This is a genomic window from Methylocystis iwaonis (assembly GCF_027925385.1).
In the GTDB taxonomy this organism is placed as follows: Bacteria; Pseudomonadota; Alphaproteobacteria; order Rhizobiales; family Beijerinckiaceae; genus Methylocystis; species Methylocystis iwaonis.
On record NZ_AP027142.1, the window covers coordinates 3,231,822 to 3,258,335 of the forward strand.

Here is a 26,514-nt window from a genome sequence, read left to right on the forward strand (position 1 = left end):
AATCAGAAGGTTTTGCCGGCGGTCATGAGCAAGTGCTCGACGATCGGGCCGAGCGCCAGCGCCGGGAAATATTGCAGCAGGTAGAGGATGACGATCACGCCGAGCAGCAGGCCGATGAACAGCGGACCGTGTGTCGGGAATGTGCCGACCGAGGCCGCAGCCTTCTTCTTCGCCGCAAAGGAGCCCGCCATCGCGAGCAGCGGAATGACGAAGAGGAAGCGGCCGACGAACATCGCCACGCCGAGCGTGGTGTTATACCAAAGCGTGTTACCCGAGAGACCCGCGAAGGCGGAGCCGTTGTTGTCGTTCGCCGAGGCGAAGGCGTAGAGAACCTCGGACAATCCGTGCGGCCCGGCGTTGTTCATGCTGGCGAGGCCTGTCTGCAACATGACGGACGCGGCGGTGAAGCCCAGAACGGTCAGCGGGTAGATCAGCATCGCAAGCATGGCGAGCTTCATCTCGCGCGTTTCGATTTTCTTGCCGAGATATTCCGGCGTGCGCCCGACCATCAGACCGGCCACGAAGACGGCGATGACCGCCAGCATGAGGAAACCGTAAAGCCCCGCCCCGACCCCGCCCGGCGCAATGCTGCCCATCAGCATGTTGAACATGGGCAGCAGACCGCCGAGAGGGGTAAAAGAGTCGTGCATGGCGTTGACCGCGCCGCAGCTTGTTCCGGTCGTCGCGGCGGCGAAAAGGACGGTGGTGGCGACGCCGAGGCGGACTTCCTTGCCTTCCATATTGCCGGGCGAAGGATCGACGCCGATGTCCGTCAGAAACGGATTGCCCGCCGCTTCCGCCCAATACACGAAAAGCGCGCCAAACAGCAGCACGATCCCCATCGCCGTCGCGACCGCGCGCCCCTGACGCGCGTCGAGAACTGCGCGCCCAAAGGCGAAGACCGACGCGAAGGGAATGACGAGAAGCGCCCATATCTCCAGCATATTGGAGAGGGCGTTGGGGTTTTCGAAGGGGTGGGCGGAATTGGCGTTGAAGAAGCCGCCGCCATTCGTGCCAAGCTCTTTGATTGCCTCTTGGCTGGCGACAGGCCCGAGCGCGATCACCTGATCAATGCCTTCGAGTGTCGTCGCTTTCGCGGAGGCCGCGAGCGTCTGCGGAACGCCGAGCGCGACAAGGGCGAGCGCCAGGACGATCGACATGGGCAGCAGCACGTAAAGCGTCGCACGCGTCAGATCGACCCAGAAATTGCCGATTGTCGAAGAATCGCTGCGCGCGAAGCCGCGAACCAGCGCAAAGGCCATCGCAAGACCTGTCGCGGCGGAGACGAAATTATGCACGGTGAGGCCGAGCATCTGGGTCAGATGACTCATGGTCGTCTCGCCGGCGTAATTCTGCCAGTTCGTATTGGTGACGAAGCTGACCGAGGTATTGAAGGCAAGGTCGGCGGGCACGCCGGCGAAGCCTTGCGGATTGAGGGGCAAAACGCCCTGCAGCCGCTGCAACGCATAGAGCGACAGCAAGCCGACGATGCTGAAGGCGAGCATCGCCATCGCATAGGCAAGCCAATTTTGCTCGCGCGCAGGATCGACGCCGGATAATTTATAGAAGCCGCGCTCGATCGGCGCGAGCGCGGGCGTAAACGCCGTACGCTCCCCGCCCATGACGCGGGCGATATAGGCGCCGAGCGGCAAGGCCGCGGCAATCACGGCGACAAGGACGATGGCGATCTGCGCCAGTCCAATTGCGGTCATGGCGAACACCCGGACGGAGCCGGGCCTCCCTCATCAAAATTTTTCGGGGCGCAGAAGCGTGTAGACGAGATAAACGCCGAGAAGAACGGCCACGAGCAAGCCGATGGCTGGTTCCGACATGCCGCCGCTCCTTCAAAGACGACCGCACGCGCGCGCATAGGCGGCGGCGACGACAAAGAGAACGATGTCCAAGGCGACGTAGACAAAGTCGAGCATTCGCCGCCTCCTCAGCTGCGCCGTGTCTTTCTATCCCGTCGCCATTTGATCTCCTGCACGAGATTGTTTCCGACCGTGAATACAAAGGCGAAAAGGCCTAACGCCAAGATTGGCTCTGGCATGACAGAACTCCATGGCCTGCATTATCGGTCCGTTCGAGTTTGTCGCCGAAGGACCGATCAGACACGATGGAGGATGGCCGCAAAAGACATAAGGAAGCCATTAAGATTTTCGGATGGCTGTCCGGAACGGGAGAGAAGCAAGGCGCTCCGCCAGAGATCAGGGAATCCGCGGCGTGTTCCTTTCCAGATGGCGGTCGCTCTTGACGTGCTTCAGACACGGTGCGTTGAGTTGCTCGGCAGCGAACCCATTTGGAACATGCGCCTTTGCCATACGCTCCGGATTGTCCATCCAGCTCTTGGGTACATGCAATTCGTGGTCAATGAAGCTTGGCGGCGCGGCGCGATAAAGCAGGCGACGACGCAATCTGGCGGTTCATGATCTTGCCCGCCGAGCCCGTGTATTGCCGCACGAGCCGCAGGGCGGCTTTGCCCAGCCTCAGGAACCCTGTCTCGTCGATGAGAACCATGCCGTCATCGGCCAGGGATTTCGGGCGCGTCATCGCGCACGATGCCGCCCAACGCATCCGCGTCCCAGCGTGCACGGCCAAGGATCACTTGTTGTCGCCACGGCCCCGAATCGCCGGCCGCCTCGGCGAGCATCCAACCGGTCTTGCGGCGCTCCTCGCCGAGCAAGTCTAAAGCGATCCAAATGTCCAGTCGCGAAACCGAGGCTCCCAGAGCCAAGAGAGATTGATCATGGACGAACTGACGCTCCTTGGTAGCGCCGATCCAGGCGCCGTTATTCGGGGCTACGGCCGCCGCACCCGACGAACCCGCGCGCTGTTCGAGCCGCTTCTCGAACATCAACAAATCCTGCGCCGGATCATCGACGCCGGGCTCGGCGAGTGGATCGGCGTCAGATTGCTGGACTTGCGAACCCCAGACGCCGTCCGTTAACGCGCTCTCATCCGCCGGGAGCAATTGCCGGCCCGCGAGGCGCTGCACCGACGGGACGACGAATTGTGCCATGTGCTCGACGCCAAGGCCGACGAGAAGATGGTCTCCGTGCTGCTGTCGATCATGCTGGACGGCTTCCCGCGCGGGATGATCCCCGAACGTCCAGACTTATGCCGACGCGGCTCTCCTGGAGCTCGGCGAGATTGTTCTCTCGGCCCAAATCCTCGCCGCCGCCATTGTTCGCATTTGGGTAAGGACCGTTTCCCGCCCACCATCGCCGATCTCCTCGACGAGTTCGAGCGCGCCCGTCAGGCGCGCTAAACGCCCGGCGCGTCGTCGCCAAAATGATCGCACTGTTGGATAACGCGGAGGAAGTTATCGCGTTTGCAGGCAGGCCCGGGTCGCATGATTGACCATCCCCTCGCCGTTTTCATGCACTGCCGTCAAGCGCGGCGGCGAGGCTCGCGCCAATCTTATCTGCCGCGAGACGGACTGGGTCGGCGTCGAGATGCGCGTAGCGCTGCGTTGTCGCAGTTTGCATATGGCCTAGAAGCTTGCCGACAATCGGGAGCCCAAGCCCCGCCCCGGCTCCGACGCTGGCAAAGGAGTGGCGTAGATCGTGAATGCGTAGTCCCTCAAGGCCGGCGGCCTCTGTAACGGCAAGCCAGGGCTTCTTGAGGTCGGCTCGCGGGACATTGGGATTGGCGCCGGGAATGACGCAGTCGCCAACGCGTTCTAGCGAGCTTAGCACCATCATCGCCGGCGCATTGAGCGTGATTGTCTTCTTGCCGGTCTTCGAGTCGGGCAAGAACAAAAGCCCGCGGTCGAGGTCGACATGCTCCCAGCGCAGGTGGAGGATTTCTCGCAGGCGCGCCCCGGTGAAGAGCAGCAGTCTCAACGCGGCGACCCCTTCTCGGAACCGCCCGTCGCCTTCGAAGCGTCGGAATGCTTCCCCGAGCCGCCCCAGCTCCTCCTTACTCAAGAACCGTTCACGTCGGCTTTCCGGAAATCGCTCGATACGGCTCGCCGGATTATACGCTTCGGGCGTCAGTCCCATCCGCTCTCCAAACGAATACATACTGGCGACCACCGCCAGCAGCCGGTTGGCCTGATAGGGCTGCTCCCGCATGGACAGATGGAGGCGCGCGAGATCGGGCCGTGACAAATCATGCACTTTGCGGACCCCATGCTTTGGAACGAGATAACGCTCGATTAGGCTTCGGTAGTGAATGGCCGTCGTTCCCTTCCGTTTCGGCCCGACATGCTCCGCCAGAAATCGAAGCGCCAGCTCCGCGACTGTTATCGCCGCGCGCTCCCGGCGTCGCTCTTCCGCCGGATCGTGCCCCATATGCACCTCCGAGAGCGTCGCCTGCGCCAGCCCCCGCGCTTGTTCCGGGGTCAAGGGGCCAAACCGGCCGACCGCCACAAATCGCTTTCGCCCGGCAGCCCGATATCGGACCAGAAATGTCTTCGTGCCCGAGGGCTCGACCCTCAGGCCGAACCCTTTGAGGGCGCTATCCCAGATGACATAGCGCTCGGCGTTTGGCGCCGCCGCGTCGACGACGCGCTTCGTCAGCTTCGCGATTCGCTCACTCATCTCGCCTCCTTCGGTGACCAAATGGTGACCACATGCAAGAAAGTCGCTGGCGGCAATCGGAAACGATGCCGAAGATAATGTCAATATAAATCAATATGATATCGCACTGTGGCGGGGAATCGGATAGTGCCGGATAGGCGGAAAATGAGACTTTTAATCAGGGGGTCCCGGGTTCGAGCCCCGGCGCGCTCACCACTCAAATCAAGACGTTACGATGACATGCGGCAGCCCGAGTGGCCTCCTTGGGAGCTGTGTCGCCACCATGTCGCCACGCAGCCGAATTCGCTGCTTGCTAGCCTCCCTGGCAGCGGCGTGTCGAGAGGCCAATTTAATCGAACGCCTTTCCTACGGTTGTATCATCTGCCGGGGGCTGAACTCGCCGGTGAGTGGAAGTTCAGGGGCAGGTCACCCGCGCGACGACATCGCACCCGCCCAGCAGTACAGTGGGATACCTATTGTGATAGGAGCCCATCCAACAGGTTGCAGCATTCTTCATCGTCTCCAGAGCGGAGCCGGAAGAAAGGGATCTGCAGCCTTTGCGCATAGAACTGCGCAAGCTCTTCGGCCCGCGTCTGATGTTCCGCAAGCTCTGCCGCCGAGCGAGATGGGCGTTGTCGGCCTAAATCAGCTGTACGGCGCACGGCGATAGTCTGAGGCTCTTCCCAAAGAAACAACACCGCCGCCGGACCGATCGCTGTGATCACGTCGACTGGAATCTCGATCAACTTGTCTCCCGCGTCGATCACGGAATGCCCGTCAAAGATGATGTCGCGGGGCTCTTGCGCCGCAAATTTCCTAAATGACCACACCAATAAGGACTGATTATCCAAAACCGCGCCTTTGCGCAGGTCTTCAGCGGAAACAGACTTGCCCGCTTCCACTTCCTTGGCCCGCTTGAGAAGGTCGCTCGCCTGGGCGTGAGCGAGGCCAAACCTGTCGGCCAAAAGCGAGCACAGCCGCGACTTTCCAACGCCAGAAATTCCAAAAACCGCAATCGTAGTCACGATGCCACCCCCAAAAATTCAGCCTCACCCAGTCGATCTACCATTTTCATCATAAAGTCGGTCTCCTATGATGACGGCCTAGAAAATCGCCTCGTCATTCTAATTGATGGGCTAAAACGCGAAACTCAGGTTTGGCCGGGAAGCAGCATCTCATTTTGGGAGCGAATCGGGGAACGAATGCGCTTCGAATACACGCTTGATTTGGCCGGCCGCCACGCTTGGCAGCCACAGGCTCTAAAGGGCGAGCTTGAGCGCCGTTTCCCAAGCCTGCGCTCTGTTGGCCGGTCGCGGTTTGTCATGCTGACAGCGCTCGCCGAGCTGGTCACGGCTAATCGCAAGCATACGACGATCCGGTATACGCCGCACGCCGTCGAATTCCCCTGCGAGTCCACCCTCCCACTCTTTGTAGTAGAGAAAGGCGCAAGTCACCTAACGGCCCGCCAGAGGGGCGAGTTACGCATTGCCCGCGTCCAATACAAGAATATCAAGGACCTGAACGATCAGGATGCCGTGTCAGACGGATTCCGTTCAAGGCACGAACTTCTGACCGCACTGCAGGGTTTTTATGGGCCTCTAAAGCCGACTGATTTTGTGAGCATTTATCATTTCGTTCCCACTGGCAAACAGCCGAACGTCAGAGTGGCTACCTCGCGGCGCGCTAGGACAAGTTCAGCAACAGTCAGGACCCAAACCCCTCAGGGAACAACGATTTGAGCCGCTTGTATCGAATCTCTAGCAACTGAACAATCGACTGCGGATGGCTCTTAAGGGCACCTTTTTTGATGGCCTCGCTGAGCGGAATCGCTGGATCGAGATGACCCACAAGCAGAAAATCAATCACCTTGATGGAACTCTTCTGTCTTACCCAGCTAACCAGCTCTTGGTCCAGAAAGACCGATCTCTTGGCGGTCAATCGGCGCACATCAGCGATGTTGGAAGCAATTTGCACGGACTCGATCACGCCTAACGTCGCGACGGACTGCGAAAACTGCGATCCTCCCTTGGTCACATAAAAGAATAGGAGATCACCAGGCCTGAGCTGATTGTTGGGAGAGTTACAAAGATAGACCTTCTTAATGGTGTTGCCGGGCTTGCCGGTCGATTCGGCGGTAGCCGTCTCGTCCATGGCGGCTTCCGGAAACAGTTTTTCGTGATATGTAGGCCAAATCGGCACCACAAACTTCTGAATATCGGGGCCGTCAAAATATCTCGGGTAAATCCTATGCGCGCCAGCCAGCAGTTCCTCATCGGGAAAGAGAGTCGGCGCGCCTCTTATTATTGCCTTCTCGAAGACATGCTCGCCGTTCTCGGCGACTCTCGAATCGAAGATACCATACTCCTTCAGGAGCCCAATGAGCTCCTTCTGCTTGGGGAAGGCTGTCACATAAACCGTGTCGTAGCCATTACGCTGAGCATGCCAGAAAACCTGCTTGAGCAGCTGTTCGCCGAGTTTTAACCCCCGATACCCCTCGCCGACCTTGAACGTGCACATCTTGAGCACTCGGTCTCCCGGTGAGGTAGTTCTGGCCTCGTCACGAGTCTCGTCCTTCCTGATGACGACGGCCGCAAGATTTTCACCGTCCCAGACGACCCAGCATGGACGATGCTCGTTACGGCACTTCTCTGCCCACGTATCAAAGGGGTAATCCGAGCGAAGGCCATCAAAAAGTGGGGCTTCAAAATCTAGCTCATGAGCCCCAACTTCCGCGACTGAAGGGAGAAAGACCCTAGAGCTGGCCTCGCTTGTCTGGACAGCTCCCCGCGGATTTTGAGTGGATCTCTGCCGGGGTTTGCCGAACGCGGGGCGTTTCGATTTTGTCGCGGCGGCGGGAGGGCCTAGGCCCGACCAGAGCTGCGACAAAATCGACGGCGATGGTCATGCGGCCATCGCCGTTTCCTTGATGCCGAAGTAGGCCTCGTCGGGCGTGCGCCCGTCAAGCGCCGTATGCGGGCGCCCCTCGTTGTAGAAGGCCAGATAGCGGCCGATCGAGGCGCGCGCCTCGGACATGCTGTCATAGGCCTTGAGATAGACCTCCTCGTATTTCACGCTGCGCCACAGCCGCTCGACGAAGACATTGTCCCGCCACGCGCCCTTGCCGTCCATGCTGATCGATATTTTCGCATCGAGCAGCACGCCGGTGAAGTCGAGACTGGTGAACTGGCTGCCTTGGTCCGTGTTGAAAATCTCTGGCTTGCCGTATTTCGCCAGGGCCTCCTTCAAGGCTTCGACGCAGAACTCCGCCTCCATAGTGATCGACACGCGATGCGACAGGACGCGCCGCGTGAAGACGTCGACGACCGCTGCGAGATAGACGAAGCCGCGCCGCATCGGGATGTAGCTGATGTCCGTCGCCCAGACCTGGTTCGGCCGTTCGATCTTCACCCCGCGCAGCAGATACGGGTACACCTTGTGTCCCGGCGCAGGCTTGCTCGTGTTCGGCCGCCGATAGAGCGCCTCGATCCCCATCCGCTTCATCAATGTCGCGACATGCCGGCGGCCCACGGCGACGCCCTCGCGCCGCAGAAGATCGCGCAGCATCCGCGCGCCCGCGAAGGGGTGTTCGAGATGCAGCGCGTCGAGACGGCGCATCAGCTCGAGGTCCTCGGCCGAAACCGGCCGCGGCCTGTAGTAGACGGAGCTGCGGGCGACGCCCAGCGCCTTCGCCTGCCGGGCGATCGAAAGATCGTGATCGCGGTCGATCATCTTTTTGCGCTCAGCAATCCCGCTTTTGTGAGCGCGCCGGACAAAAAATCGTTCTCCAACGTGAGTTCGCCGATCTTCGCGTGAAGACCCTTCAGGTCGACGGCGGCCTCTTTCGGCTCCGTCTTATCCTGCCCGAAAACGCCGGCCGCGCCTTCCAGCAACTGGCTTCGCCACGTCGTGATCTGGTTCGGGTGGACGTCAAACTGCTGCGCCAGCTCGGCCAGCGTCTTCTCGCCCTTGATCGCGGCCAAAGCCACTTTCGCCTTGAAGGCCGGAGAATGCGTCCGGCGGCTTCGCTTCGTCATCGAATGCTCCTGATTCGCAGCGAGAATCCTCGCCGCTGTCAGGCAGAAAATCCACTCAAGCTACTGTCCGAATTCGTGAGGCCGGCTCTCCTGTCCTGGTCGAAATTTCGTTTGAGCCAGCTCAGCGCATCCTGGACAGTCAAGACGCGCGATCCAAGTCCGGCGGCGGCAGCCCGTTTATGCAGGCCTACATCCTCCGATACCAGGAGATCGATCGCCTTTTTGCTAAGAGAGTGTAGGAGCGTCGCATCGACCTTATCGTTAGGCTTCTTCAGTGCTCCGAACGCTTCCTCGAGAACCGCATCGGTCGGCTTGCCACTCCGCTTCAAAGGTAGAAATTTCTTGATTTTGCTGAGCGTCTTACGCTTCCGCACTGCATCCTTGTCGCGTTCAATGTCCTCTTTGGAAGCTTCGTGAACGAAGAGCTTGATTCCATGTTCGCCGCACTTGCGATGCATTTCTGCAAAATGGTCTGCGACCTCTTTGTCGTCCTCAAGCTCGATAATGATGTTCGTGTCAATCAAAAGCTTCATTTCAGATCACCACTGACAATCTTACGAAATCCATCGTCGGCGTATGCGAAGGACTGGGGAGGAGTAAAGCCGAGTTCTTCCTTCAAGACAGCCAACGGAATGGGCCGTGAAAGCGGCACGACATCCTTGAGAACAATGACGTAGCCTGAGGTGAGACCACGATAGTAGGCGTCAAAATCCTCGCGTGCGATGCACGCAACTTCACCATAAAGACGCCAAATATCATTGACCGGCAAATAGTCGATCCGGCTAATCGTAGCAAATCCGATTAGCGCTCGGAGCGGAACCGTCGCATAGACGTAAAGACGTGCGCCAGTTACTGTGCCTGGCGGGAAGCGACGACGCAGCTCGACCTTTTTTACGCCCTCAATAATCTTGATCGCGTATTCGGGCTTGATGCTGAGCACGAAATCATGTCGAAAGAGATCTAAGGTCGTCATTTTCTTCCGTGAAGTTATCACTCAGGATAGCTGACAGTCGGGCCAGCCACAACATCGTCAGTCCTCAGGGCGCGTTTTTTCGACGGACTCAGGGGCGGGTGCAATCTCCTAGAAAGCTGCGCGAACTCCAATCCAAACGATGATCGAGGCTCAGTGGCAAGCCTTGCTCGCCGCCACGAAGCCGGCCTTGGCCGCCTTCCATTCGGCAAGCAGCTTTTTCAACCGCTCTGCACGCTCCTGGGGAACGAGGACTGAAGATCAGGTTGAAGGCTCGTTGCGCCACCCTTAATCAGAAAGAGGCACGGTTTCAGAAGTTTACCAAGCGAACTTACGAAAATTTGTTGTTTTGTTATCGTAGCGCACACCAGCTGCGTCTACTCGCTAATTCATTACGGTCATAACCTCAGATATCATCTACAACATCATCAAGCTGCTACTCAGCATACTTCGTTATATTGTTAAATATACCATCAGATGCAGAGTTCAAGCAAAAATGCTTGATAAAGGGTTTACGTGGGAGACGCTTCGAAAGCTGTGGAGGAAACCTGCAAATCATCAGCGGGAGCAGTTCTCGCGGTCAACTCAATTGGCTTCGCCATCGCGATCCACTGCCGCTGACAGATTTCCGCCCTGTGTATAGCGGGCGCTCGCCATCTAATTCCCGCAGTTGAACGCGCCGCGCGAATCGATATGAGTCGCGCAATGATTTTTGGTTCCCTCACTGCCGGGCGGGCGCTGCGATGACGCCGTCCCCCAGGATTTCCATCGACCTCGGCGCCCGCGCGGGCGGGGCGACGGCCCTGCTGGATCTTGAGGAGCTGCTGACCACCCGCCTGCTGGTGCAAGGCAATTCCGGCTCCGGCAAGTCGCATCTGCTGCGCCGCCTGCTGGAGCAGAGCGCGCCATGGGTGCAGCAGGCCGTCATCGACCCGGAGGGCGATTTCGTCACCCTGGCCGAGCGCTACGGCCATGTGGTGGTCGACGCCCAGCGCAGCGAAACGGACCTCCAGCGCATCGCCGCGCGCGTGCGTAAGCACCGGGTCTCGGTGGTGCTCAATCTCGAAGGGCTCGAGACCGAGCAGCAGATGCGCGCCGCCGCCGCCTTCCTCGGCGGCCTGTTCGAGGCCGAACGCGAGATGTGGCATCCCGTTCTGGTGGTTGTGGACGAGGCGCAATTGTTCGCCCCCACCGCCGCGGGCGAGGTGTCCGACGAGGCGCGCAAGGCGTCGCTCGCCGCCATGACCAATCTCATGTGCCGCGGACGCAAACGCGGCCTCGCGGGGGTGATCGCAACCCAGCGCCTCGCCAAGCTCGCGAAGAATGTCGCGGCGGAGGCCTCCAACTTCCTCATGGGCCGCACCTTTCTCGACATCGACATGGCCCGCGCCGCCGATCTCCTCGGCATGGAGCGCCGTCAGGCGGAGATGTTCCGCGACCTGGAAAGCGGCAATTTCGTCGCCCTCGGCCCGGCCCTGGCGCGCCGCCCGCTGCCTGTGCGAATCGGCCCGGTGGAGACCTCGGCGCGCTCGACCAATCCCAAGCTCGCGCCGCTGCCGGAGCCTATGGCCGCAGAGGACGCCCATGATCTGCTGTTCACCCCCGGCGCCGACGAGGCCCGTCTCTCGGTTCCGCGCCGGCCTGCAGCGGTGACGCCAACAGTGGACGTGCTCGCCCAGCTCGCCCGCAGCGCGCCGCCGGCGCCGCCGCCTGTCGCCGAGCCGCCGCCCGGCCTGTCGCCTGAGGAGCGCCAAGCGGCGATCGACGCGGCGGTCTGCGATATTGTGAGCGAGGGCGCCGGCGAGTTCCGCGCCGCCGCCGCGCTTTACCAGGACTTCCTGGCGCGCTGCCGGATTCGCCGGATCGGCGGCGAGCCGCTCAGCCTGGCGTCGTTCCGCCGGCGACTCGCGGCGGCCCATGCGGGCGTCGACCTCGCCGAGGCGGAAGCGGAGGGCTCTCCTTGGGCGGAAGTGCTGGCCATGGCGGACGCGCTGCCGGAGGACTCGCAGGGCGTGTTCCTCTCCCTTGCGCGGGCCGCATTCGACCGCCGCCCCTGCCCCTCCGACGCAGAGGTCGCCCGCGCCTATGGCACCAACTCCCCCCGGCGGGCGCGCCGCCTTTTGGCCTATATGGAAGAGCGTGAGGCGATCGTCTGCCGCCTCGACGGCCTGGGCAGACGCATCGTGGCCATTCCCGGCGTCGCCTGGGAAACCGATTCTGGCGATCCCAACGCCGCGGCGAGCGCGGAGACCGCTGAGGCGGCGCCCGCGGACTGAACCGAGGGCATGCTCCGCAGGCGGCGCGGCCCGGCTTATCGCCGGTCCGCTCGGAACTGCACCGGCACGTCGAAAGACAATCCTTGGTCTGCGATGACCGCGGGGGGCGGCGGCACCGGATCGGCGCGCTTCATCATGGCGAGCGCTGCCTCGTCGAAGAGCGGCAGGCCGGAAGAGCGATTGACGCTATAGGCCAGCACGTGACCGAGCCGATCGAGCGTGAAATGGACACTCGCTTCCGCCGCACGCCTGCCGCCGCCCGCCGGATAGCGTTTCGCGCGGTTAAGATGCGCCATGAGCGCCTTTTGCCACGTCAGCTTGACGGCGTTCACCGCCGCGTCCGCGCCTTGCACCGGCGCGGCGGGGCGATCTGCGACTTTCGCAGCTTCCGATTTCGGCGGCGCGGTCGCTTCGGACGCAGCGGACTCGCTCGAAACGACCTGCTGGGCCTGCTGCGACTTTTGGTTTTCGACCGGCCGTTCCGGTTTGGCGTCGCGCGACAATTCCGCGTCTTCCGCCTCGGCGCGCGCAATTTGCTCTTCGGTGCTTTCCTTCGTTTCGGCGGAGGAGACGGAGGGCGCCGCGGCGGCGGATTCGTCGGTGACGGGTCCAGGCGGCAGATCGGTCGGCTCGGTCTCGCGCGCCGCGACAGGTTCGAGTGAAAGCTCGATTGCGGGCGCGCCACTGGCGTCGTCTTCGATGTCGCCGCGCAGGGCGAGGAGCGCCGTCCCCGCGCCGCCGACATGTAGGAGTATCGCGCAAAGCGCCGCGAGGCTCCAGAGCCTGTTGTTGGGCGCTTCGTTTCTCAGAGCCGTCGCGCCGCTCATTTCACGGCGCTCGCGTTTTTGCCGCCCGCATCGAGCGCGACAAGCGCAACCTTCAGAAAGCCGCCGGCGCGCAACCGCTCCAGCACCGCCATCATCTCTCCATATGGCACCGCGCTGTCGGCGCGCAAATAGATGCGTTTGTTCTTGTCTCCGAGCTGACGTTCCAGCGTCGCGACAAGATCGTTGCGCTTGACCGGCGTGTCGCCGATCGCGAGCGCAAGATCGGATTGGATCGTCACATAGACGGGCTTGTCCGGTTTCTCGTGCGGCGCGGCGTTGGAGGCAGGAAGATCGACGGGAAGGTCAACGGTCGCGAGCGGCGCCGCAACCATGAAGATGATCAGCAAAACGAGCATGACGTCGATGAAAGGCGTGACGTTGATCTCATGCGTTTCCTGAAGGTCGCCCTTGCCGAGATGCGCGGCCATGGTCGTTTACTCCGCGGCCTGGATCTTGTTTGCATGATGTCCGCGATCGAGGTCGCGGGAAACGATGCGCAGCAGCTCGCCTGAGACATTCGTCACGAGTTCGAGATAGGCGCCGGTCTGGCGCGCCAGATGGTTGTAGATCAGCACCGCGGGAATAGCCGCGAAGAGGCCGACGGCTGTCGCGAGAAGCGCTTCGGCGATGCCGGGCGCGACGACGGCGAGATTGGTCGTCTGCGCTTTCGAAATGCCGATGAAGCTGTTCATGATGCCCCAGACTGTGCCGAACAAGCCGACAAAGGGCCCCGTGGAGCCGACAGAAGCCAGCAATCCCGTCCCGCGCTTGATCGCCAGCGCCTCGGCGCGTTCGACTTCCGCAAAACAGGAGGCGATACGCTCCTTGACGCCAGGTCCGGAGAGAATGTCCGAGGACAGCTTCAGTTCCCGCGTTGCTTCGGACAGAAGAGCGGCGGTCAAACGATCTGCATTGCCCAAGGCAAGTCGCGCCTCCGAAAGTCCGCGCGCCTCGGAGAGCCTGGCGATCGCATCGATGGCGCGCTGGCGCGCGCGCTTCAGCTCGACCGTCTTGGCGATCAGAACGGTCCACGTTCCTATCGAGGCGAGCAACAAGCCGATCATGACCACTTTGACGACGATGTCCGCGTTGTAAAACATCGCCCAGACGGAGAGGTCGTGAGTCCTGGCTGCATCGACTGCGCGCACAGCCGACGGGCTTTGAGCCGCGCAGGATGAGACGAAGCTTCCGAGAGCAAGCATTCCGAGGAACGCCGATCGCATTATGCTTTTCATGCTTCCGCCCATATCCGAATGAGGTTGTGGTAGATGCCTGTCAGCCGCACGCAAGCCGGGTCGCCAGCGCCAAGCCGATTGCTCAAAGACTGGATCGCTTGGTCTAAATCGAAGAGCAAAGCGCGCGCCACATTGTCCCGGATCATGCTCTGCAGCCAGAAAAACGAAGCGACGCGCTCGCCGCGCGTGACCTCACGGACGAAATGAAGGCTCGTCGACGGGTAAAGGACCAGATCGCCTGCAGCGAGCTTGACCTCCTGCTGCCCCACGCGGTCCTCGATCACAAGCTCCCCGCCGTCGTAATCCTCGGCCTCAGAGAGGAAGAGGGTGCAAGACAGATCGGTGCGAATGCGGACCGCCGCGCCGGGAACGCCGCGAATAGCGTTGTCGACGTGGAGGCCGAAATTGTGTCCCGTGCAATAGCGATTGAAGAGCGGCGGAAAGATTTTCAGCGGCAGCGCCGCTGACACGAAAGCCGGCGAATTGGCGAGGGCCTGCAAGACGTGCTCGCCCAATTCCCGGGCGGCGGCGCTGTCCTGCGGGAGCTGCAGATTGCTCTTCACAAGCGATGATTGTGCGCCGGCCGTGGCGCGACCATCCTCCCAATCGGCAGCCGACATGGTCTCTCGAAAGAAAGCCACCTGTTGTTTGGTCAATACCTCGGGAATGCAGATCAGCATGGGCGCCTACGCTTCTCCCCAGATTCGGATGAGGTTGTGATAGACAGTCGTGAGCTTGCGCATGTCGGGGTCGTCCCCATCGATACGCGCCGAAAGGTCCTGTATCGCCGTATCGAGATCGCAGATCATGTCGCGCGCCTCGTCCGACTGGATCATGCTCTGCACCCAGACAAAGGATGAGATGCGCTCGCCTCTTGTGATGGGCGTCAACATGTTCAGGCTGCCAGCGGAAAACAGCACTGCATCGCCGGCGCGGGGCTTGAATTCACGAGAGCCAAACATGTCTTCAACGACGAGATGACCGCCGTCATATTCCTCTGGCTCCGACAGGAGGAGAGTCGCTGCGAGATCGACGCGGATGCGCGCGCCGGTCATGGCGTCTCCGCGCACCGCATTATCGACATGTGGATCGTAGCGATCCCCCACTTCGTGACGCTCGAAAAGAGGCGGGAAGATTCTCAGCGGAATCGCCGCCGCGACGAAGGCCGGACTGGCGAGCAGGGCTGACCCCACCGCCGCCCCGAGCTTGCGCGCCAACTCGGAGTCGGGCGGGACCTGGCTGTTTCGCTTCGCCGTCTTGCTTGCTCCTCCCGACGGCGCGCCGTCCTCCCACGGCGCGCCGGCGAGCGCGTCACGAAAGCGCAGGACTTCCGCCTTTCCGAGCGCCATTGGAACATATGCGAGCATCGCAAGCCTCCTAGAACTTCACGCGGGCTTCGAGATAGGCGGCGCGACCGGGCGCCATCTGCGCGAAAGGCGCGGCAGTTTGGTAGAAGGAGTCGTAGTAGGTGCGGTTGAAGAGGTTCGTCACTGAGAATTTGAGCGTCGTGTAGGGGCCGATCTTCGCTTCGGTGAAGACATCGAACCGCCAGTAGGACGGAAGTTGCGTTGGCACATTCACGAAGGGATTGCTCGCGGTCGGCGTCGGCCAGCCAAAGGCGTTGAAGCTGGTTCCGCCATTGGCGACGAGATTGTTGCCGCCGTAGATTTTCGACCGGTAGATTGCTTGTCCGCCGAACTCCAGGACGTCGGGATTAAGCCCAAGCAAGTCTCCGAATTTGTATTTGGAGAGCATGCTGAACGACTGGTGGGCGACATTGGCGAGCTGCAAGCCGACATTGGTCGGAGCATAGGAGCTCGTCACCTTGGACTCCATCAGGACGAGCCCGCCCATCGCGCTCCACTTTTCCGTGATGTTGCCGGCCAGTTCGAGATCGACGCCCTGAACATAATAGGCCGCATTGCCGGTGGTCACGCCGGCGTTCACTTCGCGTGCGCCGGTCACGTCGGTCCGGAACAAGGCCGCAGTCGCGAGCAGATGCCCGAACAGCTCCCATTTGACGCCCAACTCCTTCGCACGGTTGTATTGAGGCGCGAAAATCTGGGCCGCAGTCGAAAGACCGCCGTAATTTGCAGCGCTTCCGTCCAGCTCGGCCCCCACGGGATTGCTCGATGTTGCGTAAGCCGCATAAAGGCTGACGTTCGGCATCGGCTTCACGGTCAGACCGACATTGTAGTTGACCATGCCGGAGTGATTGGCCGCGAAAGTCGTATAGGTCTCGTTGCGACTGGTGATCGTGTAATCGTCGTAGCGGACGCCGCCGTTGGCGAGAACGAGATCCTGATAATTCGCCGTCTCTATGACATATCCCGACTTGGTGTCGACCGCTATGCGCGTGGGATTGGCGGTCAGATAGGGGGCGTTCAAGAAAGGCAGATATGTTGGCGGCAGATACAGGTTGCCGACGACGCTGCCGTTAGCGGGTCCTGCGGCGTTGAGCTCGGATTGCAAACCGGAATAAGTGTTTCGCGTGAGACCTTCTCGGGAAAACTCGACGCCCGTCACGACCGCGTGACTGACGGGGCCTGTGTTGAACTTGATGTTCGCCTCTGTTTGATTATCCAATACGCTCGTAACCTGATTTCGGCTTTGCGGGCTGAGCGACACGGTCCCCGTAAAGATATTGGCGTTTTGCGCGAGCGTGCCGATATAGTCCAGAACCGATCGCCCCTGACGAAAACGGCTGCTGAGCGTCACGTTTTCCGACACTTTATATTGAGCGGTGAAGGTGCCGAAGTCCTGCTGCGAGGCTTGGAAATCCCGGCCAAGGAGCCCGTACCAAGTGTAGCGCGGCGCCAGATTTTCGGTGACCGGGCGATTGGCGATTCGATTGTAGGGCACGCCAAAGTCCGGCAGCCCACGTAGATAGACGTGGTTATATTCCGCCGTCAGCGTCAGCCCCTCGATCGGCTTGAAAACGACAGAACCCGCGACGCCGTTGCGGTCGTCGACGACATAGCTGCGCCCGGCCACATTGGCGCCCTGATACATGGCGTTGAGGCGCACCGCCAGGATCGGGCTGATCGCTTTGTTGACGTCGAGCGTGACGCGCTTGGTATGATCCGAAAAGCCGCCCATGAAATTCAGATCCGTGAAATCACGGTCGGTCGCCTGTTTGGTCACGATATTGACCGCGCCGCCGGCGGTGCCGCGACCGGCGAATGTCGAGCCGGGGCCGCGCAGGATTTCGACCTGCTGGGTGTAGAAATTTTCGCGAATGCTGACGCCCGGATCGCGAACGCCATCGACGAAGATATCGTTACGCGCGTCGAAGCCGCGAATGAAGAAACGGTCGCCAAAGGCGTTGCCGCCTTCACCCGTTCCGAGCGTCACGCCCGCCGTGCTGCGGCCAATCTCGCGCAGGGTCGTGGCGTTCTTGTCCTGGAGCACCTCTTTGGTGAGGACCGTTATGGTGCGCGGCGTATCGAGTATCGGCTGCGTGAATTTATTCGACGAAAGTCGAACAGCACGATACGGCGCGACCGGATCTGCATAGGGGTCGGCATCGGCCGCGCTAACGAAGAGCGGAACGCTCGGCGCGCCGCCCCGCCCGCCTGCCGAAGCCGCGCTCGCAGACGTCGTACCGGCGTTGCGCTCTCCCGCCGATGCGTGAGACTGGGCCGGGTGTTGGGCTGGTTGCGGCTTCGCGGCGGCGACCGGCGTGGGTTTCGGCTTCACGGGAGTGACGACTGGGCGCGGCTTCTCTCGAGGCGCGTCGACTTTGACAGGCGGCAGGGTCGTCGACGACTCCTGCGCCAAAGCCGAGACGCTGACGCCGGTGGCGACAATCGCAGCGCCGAGCGCTTTCGCCGAGGCGCGTTCCGAGAGGCCGGGGAGAGACGCGTGCAATGCTCGGAGCGAAACGGGAGATTTGACCTTCTTCATTCTAAATCCATACTGTCTGTGTGCGTCTGCGCCATGTCGAAGCGCAATGTCTGCTGACTAAAGCTAGTGCTGTAGCTTGCCATTGGTCAATTATTCGCGGGCCTAGAATGGAACTCTTACAATAAGACGCTTTCCGACAGGCCGCTGTACGGATTGTTTTATTTCAAACAAGGTCGATTCCCAGTTAGGAATCGTTCCAGTTAGCAAAATATACTGTCTTCTCGGGGAGGCTTGAGCTCTCGACGAGCCGCGCAAAAGCGGGCGAGCGCGGCCAAGCGTCGAAGCGGCGCGCAAATTTCTCGAAGGCTAGAAGGGCCGATCAGCGCTCACTGGCGAGATTGTCGCGCGTGGCCATTCAGAAGGAACTGTGGGAAGATATCGGGAAATCTGGCGCCATGAGCGTTGCACTGTATATTAACTTGAGCTCGGTAGTCGCGCCGGCTGATTCGCCTCTCGCTCCAGACCTCCACTGAAGGACGTCGATCCTTGGTCAAGGAACGCACCGGGAGGCCGCGCGTCGCGCGTCAACTGGCCAAAGCATTTTACGAGAAAAATTGGGGCCTTGATGGGAGCTGCTGGTGCGAAGAAGAGGGGCGCGGCGTGTGTCGCGATCGTCCTTTCGACCCTGTCGGCCGGATGCGCTGTCGGCCCTGACTTCGCAACGCCGCAGGCGCCGATCGCCGACGCCTGGATCGAATGGCGCAACCACTCGCTCAAAAGCGGTCCTGCCGAATATCGGGACTGGTGGCGGGTCTTCCACGATCCGGTCCTCGACCGGCTCATCGACGCCGCCTACGCCCAGAACCTGACCCTGCTGAGCGCCGGAACGAAAGTGCTCCAGGCGCGCGCAGAGCTGGGCGTCGCGATCGGAGAATTATTCCCTCAGAAACAAGCGCTTTCCATCTCGACGTCGTACAATCGCTCGAGCAACGCGACCACGCCGTCCCAAGGCGGAAACTCCTCCAAGCTCGGAAATTTCTGGGCCGACAATTGGTCGGCGGCCGCCGTCTGGGAACTCGATTTCTGGGGGAAATTCCGGCGCGGCGTCGAATCCGCCGACGCCACTTATCTCGCCTCGATCGCGAGCTATGACGACGTGCTCGTCACCCTGCTCGCCGACGTCGCGCAGACCTATATCGGCATTCGCACGCTCGAACGCCAAATCGCCATCGCCCGCGAAAATATCACGCGGCAGCGTGAGGCGGTCCGCATTGCGCGCGACCGCTACAAGGGCGGCGCCGCCACGATGCTCGACGTCCACCAGGCGGAAAATGTGCTGGCAACCACCGAGGCGACCGTCCCGCAACTGACGCTCCAATTGCGCACGGGGCAAAACGCATTGGCCGTGCTCCTCGGCATGGCGCCGGGCGAGATCGGCGCCATGCTCGCCTCTTCCAGCGGGAAAATCCCATCCGCCCCGGACAAAGTGGTGGTCGGCGTTCCGGCGGATCTGCTGCGCCGCAGACCGGATATTCGCGCCGCCGAATTGAAGGCCGCGGCGCAAAGCGCGCAGATCGGCGTGGCGCAGGCGGAGCTCTACCCGGCGATCAGCATCACAGGCGGCTTCGGCGGGCTCGCGTCCACGGCCAGCGGACATAATCTGGCTCAGGCGTTCCACCCCATCGGCCGAATGTTCACCGTCGGGCCGTCGTTCAAATGGAACGTGCTCAATTACGGCCAGATCACCAATAATGTGCGTCTCCAGGACGCGACCCTGCAGCAATATCTGGTCGACTATCAGAACGCTGTGCTCGTGGCGCAGCAGCAAGTCGAAGACGGCATCTCCAAATTCACGCTATCCAAGACGCAGGCGCGCTATCTGGCGCGCAGCGTCTTGGAGGCGCGCGGCGCAGTCGATATCGCGCTGCTGCAATATCAGCAGGGAACGCAAGACTTCACGACGGTCCTGACCTCTGAAGAAAATCTTTTGACGGCCCAAAACAATCTCGCGGCGGCAAGCGGCAATGTAGCGACCGGGCTCGTCGCCGTCTTCCGCGGTCTTGGCGGCGGCTGGCAGATCCGCGAGGGCAAAGGCTTCGTGAACGAGGCCACCGCGCGCGAGATGCGCAGCCGGACCAATTGGGGCGACTTGCTATCGCCCGAGGGAGAAACGCCGCCGCCGGACCCCGGTCTGCCTGGGCCCGAGGACCGAGGCCCCACAATCCGCCTGCCGGAATGGTGAGGACGAAGGCAAAAGCAAAGGGCGATTCGCGATGATGGTCATTATTCATTTGGCGCGAGGCGCGGGCTGCTCAAGAGCCCGCAACGGGACGTCGCGTCCTGGCGCCGCGCTGGCCGTCGTCGGCGCGCTCCTTGGCGGATCGACGCAGCCGTGCCTCGCAGAATCGGCGTGGAGCAAGCTTTTCGGCGCAAGCGACAGCTCCCAACCCCCGGCGCAGGAAAAAACCGCGCAAAGCTCCGCGAGCAAGCCGACGGCCGTGGTCGCCGCTCAATCGGCGGGTCCGTCGGTCCCGGTCGTGCGTCCCAAAGTCCAAAAGGTGACCGAGTATATTCAACTCACCGGCAACGCCACGCCGATCAACACGGTCAACCTCATCGCCCGCGTCGAAGGCTATCTCGAGAAGATTCACTTTCTCGACGGCCAGATCGTCAAGAAAGGCGACCTTCTGTTCACGATCCAGCAGCAGCAATACAAGGATCAGCTTCAACAGGCGGAAGCCCAGGTCCGCGCGCTGGAAGCGGCGCTCGTCTATGCGAAGATCGAGACCGCCCGTTACGAAGCGCTGCAAAAGAAGGGCGCGGCGGCGCAGGTCGTCGTCGATCAGTGGAACTTCCAGACCAAAAAAACCGAGGCCGATCTCGCCTCGGCCAGAGCGCAAGTCGACATCGCAAAGCTCAATCTCAGTTACACCGAGGTTCGCGCCCCCTTCGACGGCCAGATGAGCAAGCGTTATGTCGACCCGGGCAATACGGTCGGGGGCTCCGGCCAGCGCACCGTCCTCGCCGACATCCTCCAGCTCGACCCGATCTATGTCGTGGCCAACCTCAGCGAAACGGAATTTCTGACGGTTCGAAAGAACCTGAATCAACGCATGCCGAGCCACGCCGAACTCATGCAGGTTCCCGTCGAGGTCGGCATGGAGAACCAGGGCGATTATCCCTTCCGCGGGACAATTCAATATGTCGCGCCCGGCATCGATCCCAAGACCGGGACGCTCTACGTGCGCGGCGTGCTGGATAATCCCAACCACAGGCTTCTGCCCGGCTTTTTCGTGCAGATTCGTTTGCCGAAAGCCCGCGTATTGCCGGGAGCGTTGCTCGTGCCGGATCGCGCCGTGCAATCGGATCAAGTCGGCCGCTTTCTCTACGTGCTGAACAAGGATGACGCAGTCGAGCAACGCTATGTTCAGCTCGGCGATCTCGACGGCAACCTTCGCGTCATCCTCTCCGGCATTCAGAGCGACGATCGCATCGTCGTCGGGGATTTCTGGCGAATTTCGGCCGGAGCGAAGGTCACGCCCAGGCTGACGGCAATCGAGGGGAGCGCCGATCAGCAATGATCTCTAAATTCTTTATCGAACATCCCATCCTCGCAAACGTCATTGCGGTCGTGATCGTGGTGATCGGCCTCGTTGCGATGCGGAGCCTGCCGGTCGCCCAGTATCCGAATATCGTTCCGCCGACCGTGGTGGTCTCGACCAACTATCCGGGCGCCAGCCCGCAGACGGTGATCGACAACGTCGCCCTGCCCATCGAGTTGCAGGTCAATGGCGTCGACAATATGCTTTACATGTCCTCGACGAGCGCGGCCGACGGCAGCTACCAGCTCATCGTGACCTTCAAGATCGGGACGGACCCCGACATGGCGCAGGTGCTCGTCCAGAATCGGGTATCCAATGCGCTGTCTTCGCTTCCTGCCGCCGTGCAGTCGCAGGGCGTGACCGTTCAGAAAAAATCGACCGCGATCCTGCAGATCATTGCGCTGAATTCGCCAAAGGGAACCTTCGACGCCTCCTTCCTCAGCAATTACGCGACAATCAATCTCGTGAACGAGCTGGCGCGCCTGCATGGCGTCGCCAATGTCACCGTCTTCGGCGCGGCGAAATACGCCATGCGGGTCTGGATGGATCCGCGCAAGCTCTATTCCTTCGGACTGACGCCCCAGGATGTCAGCACCGCCATCAATCAACAAAGCCAGCTCGTGGCGGCCGGACAGACAGGCATGCCGCCAGCCGCGAAAAATCAGGATTTCCAGTACACGGTCGATATTCGCTCACGCTTCAACGATCCCGGGGAGTTCGAGAACATCATCGTGAAGTCCGAAGGGACGGTTCAGGGCGGACGTCTCGTCAGAGTCAAGGATATCGGCCGGGTCGAGCTTGGCTCGCAGAACTACTCGCAACAATGCAAGATGAACGATCGTCCCGCGGGCTGCATCGCCATTTTCCAGACGCCGGACGCCAACGCGATTCAGGTTTCGCAGGAGGTGCGCGCCAAGATGGTGGAGCTGGCGCGGCGTTTCCCGCAGGATCTGCAATATACCCTTCCCCTCGACACCACGGATTTCGTCAAAACCTCCATCAATGAGGTTTACACGACGCTGTACGAGGCTGGCATCCTCGTCCTTGTCGTTATTCTGGTGTTTTTGCAAAACTTCCGCGCGACGCTCGTCCCTGCGACCACCGTGCCGGTGACGATCATTGGCGCCTTCGCCGGCATGGCGGCGCTGGGTTACAGCATCAACATGTCGACCCTGTTCGGCGTCGTGCTGGCGATCGGCATTGTCGTCGACGACGCCATCGTTATTGTCGAGGGCGCGTCGAAATATATCGAGCAGGGCATGTCCGGCCATGACGCCGCGATCCGGGCCATGAAGGAACTGTTCGGGCCGATCATCGGCATCACCCTCGTCCTGATGGCCGTTTTCGTCCCGCCCGCCTTTTTGCCCGGGCTCTCCGGCAAGATGCTCGCGCAATTCGCTGTCGTCATTGCGACGACAGCGCTCATCAGCGCGATCAATGCGGCGACCTTGAAGCCGACGCAATGCGCCCAGTGGCTGCGCCCACAACAGGCTGAAAACACCAACGCCTTTTATCGCGCCTTCAACATTGCCTATAATTACCTCGAAGGCATCTACATCCGCTTCGTCGGCGCGCTGGTGGCGCGTTCGAAAGCGGTTGTGCTGATCGGTCTCGCGATTTCGGCTTTGGCTGTGTGGGGGATCGCGCGTTTGCCGAAAGCCTTCATCCCCAACGAGGACCAGGGCTATCTGATCGTGGTGGCGCAACTGCCGGAAGGCGCGTCACTCGAACGCACGGCCAACACTTTGAGCGAAGCGGCGCGCAGCGGGATGTCGACGCCCGGCGTGAAGAATGTGATCACCATCGCCGGCGTTTCGGTGCTCGACAACAACGCCGTGCTCTCCAACGCCGGAGTCGCCTACCTCTCCCTCGATGACTGGGACGCGCGCGGAAAGGCCAAGGACCAGGACATAGCGTCGCTTACGAAAATTGTACAGAAGAAGTTGGCGAGCATCTCGGACGGCCTGGCGGTCGTGGTGGCGCCGCCCGCCATCCAGGGCGTCGGAAACGCCTCTGGCTTCCAGATGCAAGTGAATTTGATGGGCGGCAGCTTCGACTATGCGAAACTGGGCGTGGCGGCGCAAAACATGGTGAAAAATGCGCAGGCCGACGCCGCGCTGCAGCAGCCGTCCACCACTTTCCGGGCCAATTCGCCGCATGTCGGGCTGAACGTCGACCGCGTTCAGGCAGAGACGGTCAAAGTTTCCGTCGGCGACGTCTTCTCGGCGCTGACGTCTTATGTCGGCTCCTCCTATGTCAGCCAATTCACCAAGTTCGGGCAGGTCCTGCAAGTCTATGTGCAGGCCGACTCGCAGTTTCGTCTTCAACCGGAAGACCTGTTGAACATGTATGTTCGCGGGACGGACGGGAACATGGTGGCGATCGGGACGCTCGCGCAACTGACGCAAACCTCGGCGCCTCCCCTGATTACGCTCTTCAATCTCTACCCCTCCGCCACGATCACGGGAGGGTCTGCGCCGGGCGTCAGCTCGGGCCAGGCGATGGAGCACATGGAGTCCGTGGCCGCCAAGACCTTGCCGAGCGACATGGGCTACGCGTGGAGCGCCGTCTCCTATCAGGAAGAGATCACGGGAAACCTGCTTTATCTGGGTTTCGCCATGTCCGTGCTTCTCGTCTATCTCGTGCTCGCGGGTCAATATGAGAGCTGGCTGCTGCCGCTGGCGGTGATCGCGGCCGTTCCTTTGGCGCTGGTCGGGCCGGCCTTGACCCTGACCAGCCTCGGCATCGACAATAATCTCTATGTGCAGATCGGACTGATGCTGCTGATCGCCCTTTCGGCCAAGAACGGCATCTTGATCGTCGAGGTTGCGCGCGAAGTGCGCCTCAATGACGGCAAGCCGATACTGGAATCGGCGATCGACGCGGCGCGCTCGCGCTTTCGACCCATCCTGATGACGTCGATCGCCTTTATCCTCGGCGTTCTGCCGCTCGTCTTGGCGACAGGCGCCGGCGCCAATTCTCGTCGGTCACTCGGCACTAGCGTCTTCACCGGAATGATTTCATCGACCGTCCTCGCGGTTCTCCTGGTGCCGGCGTTCTTCGTGGTGCTTCAGACGCTGGACGAGCGCTGGCGCGGAAACTCTCACACCCCGAAGAAGACGGAGCCCAAGACTCTGGAAGAAATCGAGGCGGAAATTGCCTGATCGCCGTCGGTCGGCTTAGGCGAGATCCGCTTGGTTGGTTCGGTGTCATCCCCGACGCTCGCGAAGCGAGCGATCGGGAATCCAGAGCAACACTAGCTACTATGGCCCTGGATTCCCGGTCGGGCTTTCAGCCCACCGGGAATGACAAGCCCCAATGCGAGCTGCTCAAACGGAAATGGTAAAGGCGACAGCCTCCAGCGATCAGCGCTCGCTCTTGGGAGGGAAACGCCACTTGCCGTTGCGGATCGGCAGGAAACTGCCGTCATCCACGCCCACTTCGTTCGCAACCAGAGTGTTGAGCTTGGCGTTGAGGGCCATGATCAGTTCGCCTCGCTCCTTGGGTTTCATGGCGAGATTCTCGACTTCCTCCGGGTCGCTACTGTGGTCGAAGAGCTCGAGGTCGTTCCTGGCCAGTAGCTCTTCCATTGTCGTGGGCGTGTTGAACTGCAAGGGCGAAAAGTAGCGCGAGAAACGATAGCGCCCGTCGAACACGCTGCGCATCGACACCCGGTGGTGAAAGTTCGGCTCTTTCTGTTTCAGGACCTTGATCTTTTTCTTATCGGGAACCTTCGCCGACTCCATGAAGTCGTAAAGGTTGGCGATCCAGAAGGCGTCCTGGAACAGCAGCATGTCGAAGCAGAACAGCGCGCCGGACCGCAGCGTGTCTTCCTTCGCTGTCGCCGGGCTCTTCAGAAGCGCCGAAATGTCCCTCCCCTTCAGACCCTCCGAAGCCTGCTTGATCTTTTCCTTATCGAGCCCCGTCAGGCCAAGGATCGTAGGCGCGAGGTCGATTTGCGATGTGACGGCGTTGCACTCCACGCCGCCCGGATATGCCGGATGATAGATCATGAGCGGCACGTGGTTTTGCTGACGGTAGGCGGAATTGCCCTTGCCCCGCATCTGATGGCAGCCGCCATACTCGCCGTGGTCCGAGGTGAAGATAACAATCGTATTCTTGTCGAGCCTGTGCGCCTTCAACGCCTCCAGGACACGCATGATGTGGCGGTCGCAATCGCGAATGCAGTTGAAGTAATAGTTCTGCAGGAGACGCCAGCGGCGGTCTTCATCGGGCCACTCGCCAGAGAAGAGATATTGAATATCGCCGTAGATCTTATGGGCTTCGGGACGGCCTGGCGCGTCGAGGGGCTGACTGCGCGTGCTTGGTAGCGGAACGCCGTCCCAGCTCGCCGAATAGATCTCGTCATACGGCGGCGGCGCAATGCCAAGTGCGTGCTTCTTGCCTTGGACGGGGCGCCCGGGAAGGTCGGTATCGATATACATCACGTCGTGTGGATTGACGAAGTTTACGGCCATGAACCAAGGCTTGCCCTCGGCCCGCAGTTTCTCGCCCTCGGTTCGCATCCAGGTGATCGCGATCGACGCCGTATCCGCGTCGTACCGGTAGCCGCCGAGTTCCTTATCGACGATGTCGCCGTAGCCGAAAAAATCCTTGAAGCCATAGCTCTCGAGGATTTTCCGGTACTCCTGCACCGGCGCCTCAAACGGGCGCTTCGCCTGATCGAGGTTATACGAGAGGTGCCATTTACCCTGGTAAACCGGATAGTAGCCGAGCTGCTGCAGGCGGTCGCCGACGGTTCTCACCTTCGTCGACATGTCCGGCTGCCACAGATAGTTCATCAGATCGAAGACGCCCGTGTGCTGAATATGCTGGCCGGTGTAAATGACCGAGCGTGCCGGCGAGCAGACCGAGGCGCCAATCTGGTGGTTGTTGAATGTGACGCCGTTCTTCTTGAGCCACTCGCGGGCCGGGACCGGGAATGGCCACTTAGGAAAAAACCGCTCCTGATCCACCAGGATGAAAAGGATGTTGTAACCTTGCGGCGGCAATTCGGGCGCGGTGGCGGTGTTGTTTTGTGGAAGCTCGCTGTGAGCGTTGGCCTGCGCCTGAGGAACGACGCTCGCGCCAACAAGGGCGGCGCTGGACGTCAGTATGGCGCGACGAGAAGGATTTGTCAGATCGTCACCGTTCTTCATCGCGCTTCTCTCGTGACTAAACGTGTTGGGCCAATCGACGGC

At 61.0% G+C, this 26,514-nt stretch carries 20 protein-coding genes and 1 pseudogene; 5 read left to right on the plus strand and 16 right to left on the minus strand.

Features of this window, described 5'->3' with window-relative positions:
* Nucleotides 1-2 precede the first annotated feature (2 nt).
* From kdpA to QMG84_RS15475, 3 genes and pseudogenes are all read right to left on the minus strand, one after another.
* Nucleotides 3-1,712, minus strand: coding sequence for a potassium-transporting ATPase subunit KdpA (kdpA, locus tag QMG84_RS15465; protein WP_281928983.1), 1,710 nt, complete (start codon nt 1,710-1,712; stop codon nt 3-5).
* A 33-nt stretch (nt 1,713-1,745) separates the two neighbouring features.
* Nucleotides 1,746-1,832, minus strand: coding sequence for a K(+)-transporting ATPase subunit F (kdpF, locus tag QMG84_RS15470; RefSeq protein WP_281932035.1), 87 nt, complete (start codon nt 1,830-1,832; stop codon nt 1,746-1,748).
* A gap of 456 nt (nt 1,833-2,288) precedes the next feature.
* A pseudogene (locus QMG84_RS15475) lies at nt 2,289-2,683 on the minus strand (transposase); the annotation flags it as partial.
* Between the two features lie 327 nt (nt 2,684-3,010).
* On the opposite strand from QMG84_RS15475, the gene QMG84_RS15480 reads away from it, so the two are divergent.
* The gene (locus QMG84_RS15480) at nt 3,011-3,268 is read left to right on the plus strand and encodes a hypothetical protein (protein ID WP_281928984.1); all 258 of its coding nucleotides are present in this window, start codon (nt 3,011-3,013) and stop codon (nt 3,266-3,268) included.
* Between the two features lie 109 nt (nt 3,269-3,377).
* Here the strand turns inward: QMG84_RS15480 and QMG84_RS15485 are convergent, their stop codons facing one another.
* The 6 genes from QMG84_RS15485 to QMG84_RS15510 form a co-directional block, all read right to left on the minus strand.
* Nucleotides 3,378-4,544 (minus strand): site-specific integrase, encoded by a 1,167-nt coding sequence (locus QMG84_RS15485; RefSeq protein WP_281928986.1) that lies wholly within the window; start codon nt 4,542-4,544, stop codon nt 3,378-3,380.
* Between the two features lie 452 nt (nt 4,545-4,996).
* Nucleotides 4,997-5,548: an ATP-binding protein gene (locus tag QMG84_RS15490; RefSeq protein WP_281928988.1), complete on the minus strand. Its 552-nt coding sequence runs from the start codon at nt 5,546-5,548 to the stop codon at nt 4,997-4,999.
* Between the two features lie 679 nt (nt 5,549-6,227).
* Nucleotides 6,228-7,409: a GNAT family N-acetyltransferase gene (locus QMG84_RS15495; RefSeq protein WP_281928990.1), complete on the minus strand. Its 1,182-nt coding sequence runs from the start codon at nt 7,407-7,409 to the stop codon at nt 6,228-6,230.
* A 15-nt stretch (nt 7,410-7,424) separates the two neighbouring features.
* Nucleotides 7,425-8,557, minus strand: a protein-coding gene (locus QMG84_RS15500; protein WP_281927849.1) for an IS3 family transposase whose coding sequence is annotated in 2 segments (ribosomal slippage) — nt 7,425-8,302 and nt 8,302-8,557 — 1,134 coding nt in all. Because the reading frame shifts where the segments join, the coding sequence is not laid out codon by codon here.
* A gap of 38 nt (nt 8,558-8,595) precedes the next feature.
* Entirely contained in the window at nt 8,596-9,090 is a 495-nt protein-coding gene (locus QMG84_RS15505; protein WP_281928991.1) for a PIN domain-containing protein, read from the minus strand.
* Nucleotides 9,087-9,530, minus strand: coding sequence for an ASCH domain-containing protein (locus tag QMG84_RS15510; protein ID WP_281928993.1), 444 nt, complete (start codon nt 9,528-9,530; stop codon nt 9,087-9,089). Before QMG84_RS15510 ends, QMG84_RS15505 begins: the two co-directional genes overlap by 4 nt.
* A gap of 740 nt (nt 9,531-10,270) precedes the next feature.
* On the opposite strand from QMG84_RS15510, the gene QMG84_RS15515 reads away from it, so the two are divergent.
* A complete protein-coding gene (locus QMG84_RS15515; protein WP_281928995.1) occupies nt 10,271-11,803 on the plus strand; it encodes a helicase HerA domain-containing protein in 1,533 nt (510 codons plus the stop codon).
* 35 nt (nt 11,804-11,838) lie between these two features.
* Here QMG84_RS15515 and QMG84_RS15520 read toward each other — a convergent pair whose 3' ends face one another.
* The 6 genes from QMG84_RS15520 to QMG84_RS15545 are packed head-to-tail and all read right to left on the minus strand — an operon-like array spanning nt 11,839 to nt 17,771.
* A complete protein-coding gene (locus tag QMG84_RS15520) occupies nt 11,839-12,630 on the minus strand; it encodes an energy transducer TonB (RefSeq protein ID WP_281928997.1) in 792 nt (263 codons plus the stop codon).
* Nucleotides 12,627-13,058: a TonB system transport protein ExbD gene (gene exbD / locus QMG84_RS15525; RefSeq protein WP_281928999.1), complete on the minus strand. Its 432-nt coding sequence runs from the start codon at nt 13,056-13,058 to the stop codon at nt 12,627-12,629. Before exbD ends, QMG84_RS15520 begins: the two co-directional genes overlap by 4 nt.
* Nucleotides 13,059-13,064: 6 nt before the next feature.
* Nucleotides 13,065-13,832 carry a tonB-system energizer ExbB gene (gene exbB, locus QMG84_RS15530; protein ID WP_281929000.1) on the minus strand — a complete coding sequence of 256 codons (768 nt, stop codon included), beginning with the start codon at nt 13,830-13,832 and terminating at the stop codon, nt 13,065-13,067.
* Between the two features lie 29 nt (nt 13,833-13,861).
* Entirely contained in the window at nt 13,862-14,545 is a 684-nt protein-coding gene (locus QMG84_RS15535) for a Fe2+-dependent dioxygenase (protein ID WP_281929001.1), read from the minus strand.
* A gap of 6 nt (nt 14,546-14,551) precedes the next feature.
* Nucleotides 14,552-15,232, minus strand: coding sequence for a Fe2+-dependent dioxygenase (locus QMG84_RS15540; RefSeq protein ID WP_281929002.1), 681 nt, complete (start codon nt 15,230-15,232; stop codon nt 14,552-14,554).
* A 10-nt stretch (nt 15,233-15,242) separates the two neighbouring features.
* Nucleotides 15,243-17,771 carry a TonB-dependent receptor domain-containing protein gene (locus QMG84_RS15545; RefSeq protein ID WP_281929003.1) on the minus strand — a complete coding sequence of 843 codons (2,529 nt, stop codon included), beginning with the start codon at nt 17,769-17,771 and terminating at the stop codon, nt 15,243-15,245.
* A gap of 565 nt (nt 17,772-18,336) precedes the next feature.
* On the opposite strand from QMG84_RS15545, the gene QMG84_RS15550 reads away from it, so the two are divergent.
* Genes QMG84_RS15550 through QMG84_RS15560 form a run of 3 tightly spaced genes read left to right on the plus strand, consistent with a single transcriptional unit; the run spans nt 18,337 to nt 24,477 of the window.
* Nucleotides 18,337-19,953, plus strand: a complete 1,617-nt coding sequence (locus tag QMG84_RS15550) for an efflux transporter outer membrane subunit (protein WP_281929005.1) — start codon at nt 18,337-18,339, stop codon at nt 19,951-19,953.
* 31 nt (nt 19,954-19,984) lie between these two features.
* Nucleotides 19,985-21,292: an efflux RND transporter periplasmic adaptor subunit gene (locus QMG84_RS15555; RefSeq protein ID WP_281929007.1), complete on the plus strand. Its 1,308-nt coding sequence runs from the start codon at nt 19,985-19,987 to the stop codon at nt 21,290-21,292.
* The gene (locus QMG84_RS15560; RefSeq protein WP_281929008.1) at nt 21,289-24,477 is read left to right on the plus strand and encodes an efflux RND transporter permease subunit; all 3,189 of its coding nucleotides are present in this window, start codon (nt 21,289-21,291) and stop codon (nt 24,475-24,477) included. Before QMG84_RS15555 ends, QMG84_RS15560 begins: the two co-directional genes overlap by 4 nt.
* A gap of 201 nt (nt 24,478-24,678) precedes the next feature.
* Here QMG84_RS15560 and QMG84_RS15565 read toward each other — a convergent pair whose 3' ends face one another.
* Nucleotides 24,679-26,472 carry a sulfatase family protein gene (locus QMG84_RS15565; protein WP_281929009.1) on the minus strand — a complete coding sequence of 598 codons (1,794 nt, stop codon included), beginning with the start codon at nt 26,470-26,472 and terminating at the stop codon, nt 24,679-24,681.
* Between the last annotated feature and the right edge of the window lie 42 nt (nt 26,473-26,514).

Excerpts from the sequence above, each read along its gene's own strand:
- exbB (WP_281929000.1), bottom strand. The coding sequence starts at position 13,832 with ATGCTTGCTCTCGGAAGCTTCGTCTCATCCTGCGCGGCTCAAAGCCCG.
- kdpA (WP_281928983.1), bottom strand. The coding sequence starts at position 1,712 with ATGACCGCAATTGGACTGGCGCAGATCGCCATCGTCCTTGTCGCCGTG.
- QMG84_RS15520 (WP_281928997.1), bottom strand. The coding sequence starts at position 12,630 with ATGAGCGGCGCGACGGCTCTGAGAAACGAAGCGCCCAACAACAGGCTC.
- QMG84_RS15550 (WP_281929005.1), top strand. The coding sequence starts at position 18,337 with ATGGGAGCTGCTGGTGCGAAGAAGAGGGGCGCGGCGTGTGTCGCGATC.
- QMG84_RS15555 (WP_281929007.1), top strand. The coding sequence starts at position 19,985 with ATGATGGTCATTATTCATTTGGCGCGAGGCGCGGGCTGCTCAAGAGCC.
- QMG84_RS15515 (WP_281928995.1), top strand. The coding sequence starts at position 10,271 with ATGACGCCGTCCCCCAGGATTTCCATCGACCTCGGCGCCCGCGCGGGC.
- QMG84_RS15565 (WP_281929009.1), bottom strand. The coding sequence starts at position 26,472 with ATGAAGAACGGTGACGATCTGACAAATCCTTCTCGTCGCGCCATACTG.
- QMG84_RS15545 (WP_281929003.1), bottom strand. The coding sequence starts at position 17,771 with ATGAAGAAGGTCAAATCTCCCGTTTCGCTCCGAGCATTGCACGCGTCT.
- QMG84_RS15540 (WP_281929002.1), bottom strand. The coding sequence starts at position 15,232 with ATGCTCGCATATGTTCCAATGGCGCTCGGAAAGGCGGAAGTCCTGCGC.
- exbD (WP_281928999.1), bottom strand. The coding sequence starts at position 13,058 with ATGGCCGCGCATCTCGGCAAGGGCGACCTTCAGGAAACGCATGAGATC.
- QMG84_RS15510 (WP_281928993.1), bottom strand. The coding sequence starts at position 9,530 with ATGACGACCTTAGATCTCTTTCGACATGATTTCGTGCTCAGCATCAAG.
- QMG84_RS15560 (WP_281929008.1), top strand. The coding sequence starts at position 21,289 with ATGATCTCTAAATTCTTTATCGAACATCCCATCCTCGCAAACGTCATT.
- kdpF (WP_281932035.1), bottom strand. The coding sequence starts at position 1,832 with ATGTCGGAACCAGCCATCGGCTTGCTCGTGGCCGTTCTTCTCGGCGTT.
- QMG84_RS15535 (WP_281929001.1), bottom strand. The coding sequence starts at position 14,545 with ATGCTGATCTGCATTCCCGAGGTATTGACCAAACAACAGGTGGCTTTC.
- QMG84_RS15485 (WP_281928986.1), bottom strand. The coding sequence starts at position 4,544 with ATGAGTGAGCGAATCGCGAAGCTGACGAAGCGCGTCGTCGACGCGGCG.
- QMG84_RS15505 (WP_281928991.1), bottom strand. The coding sequence starts at position 9,090 with ATGAAGCTTTTGATTGACACGAACATCATTATCGAGCTTGAGGACGAC.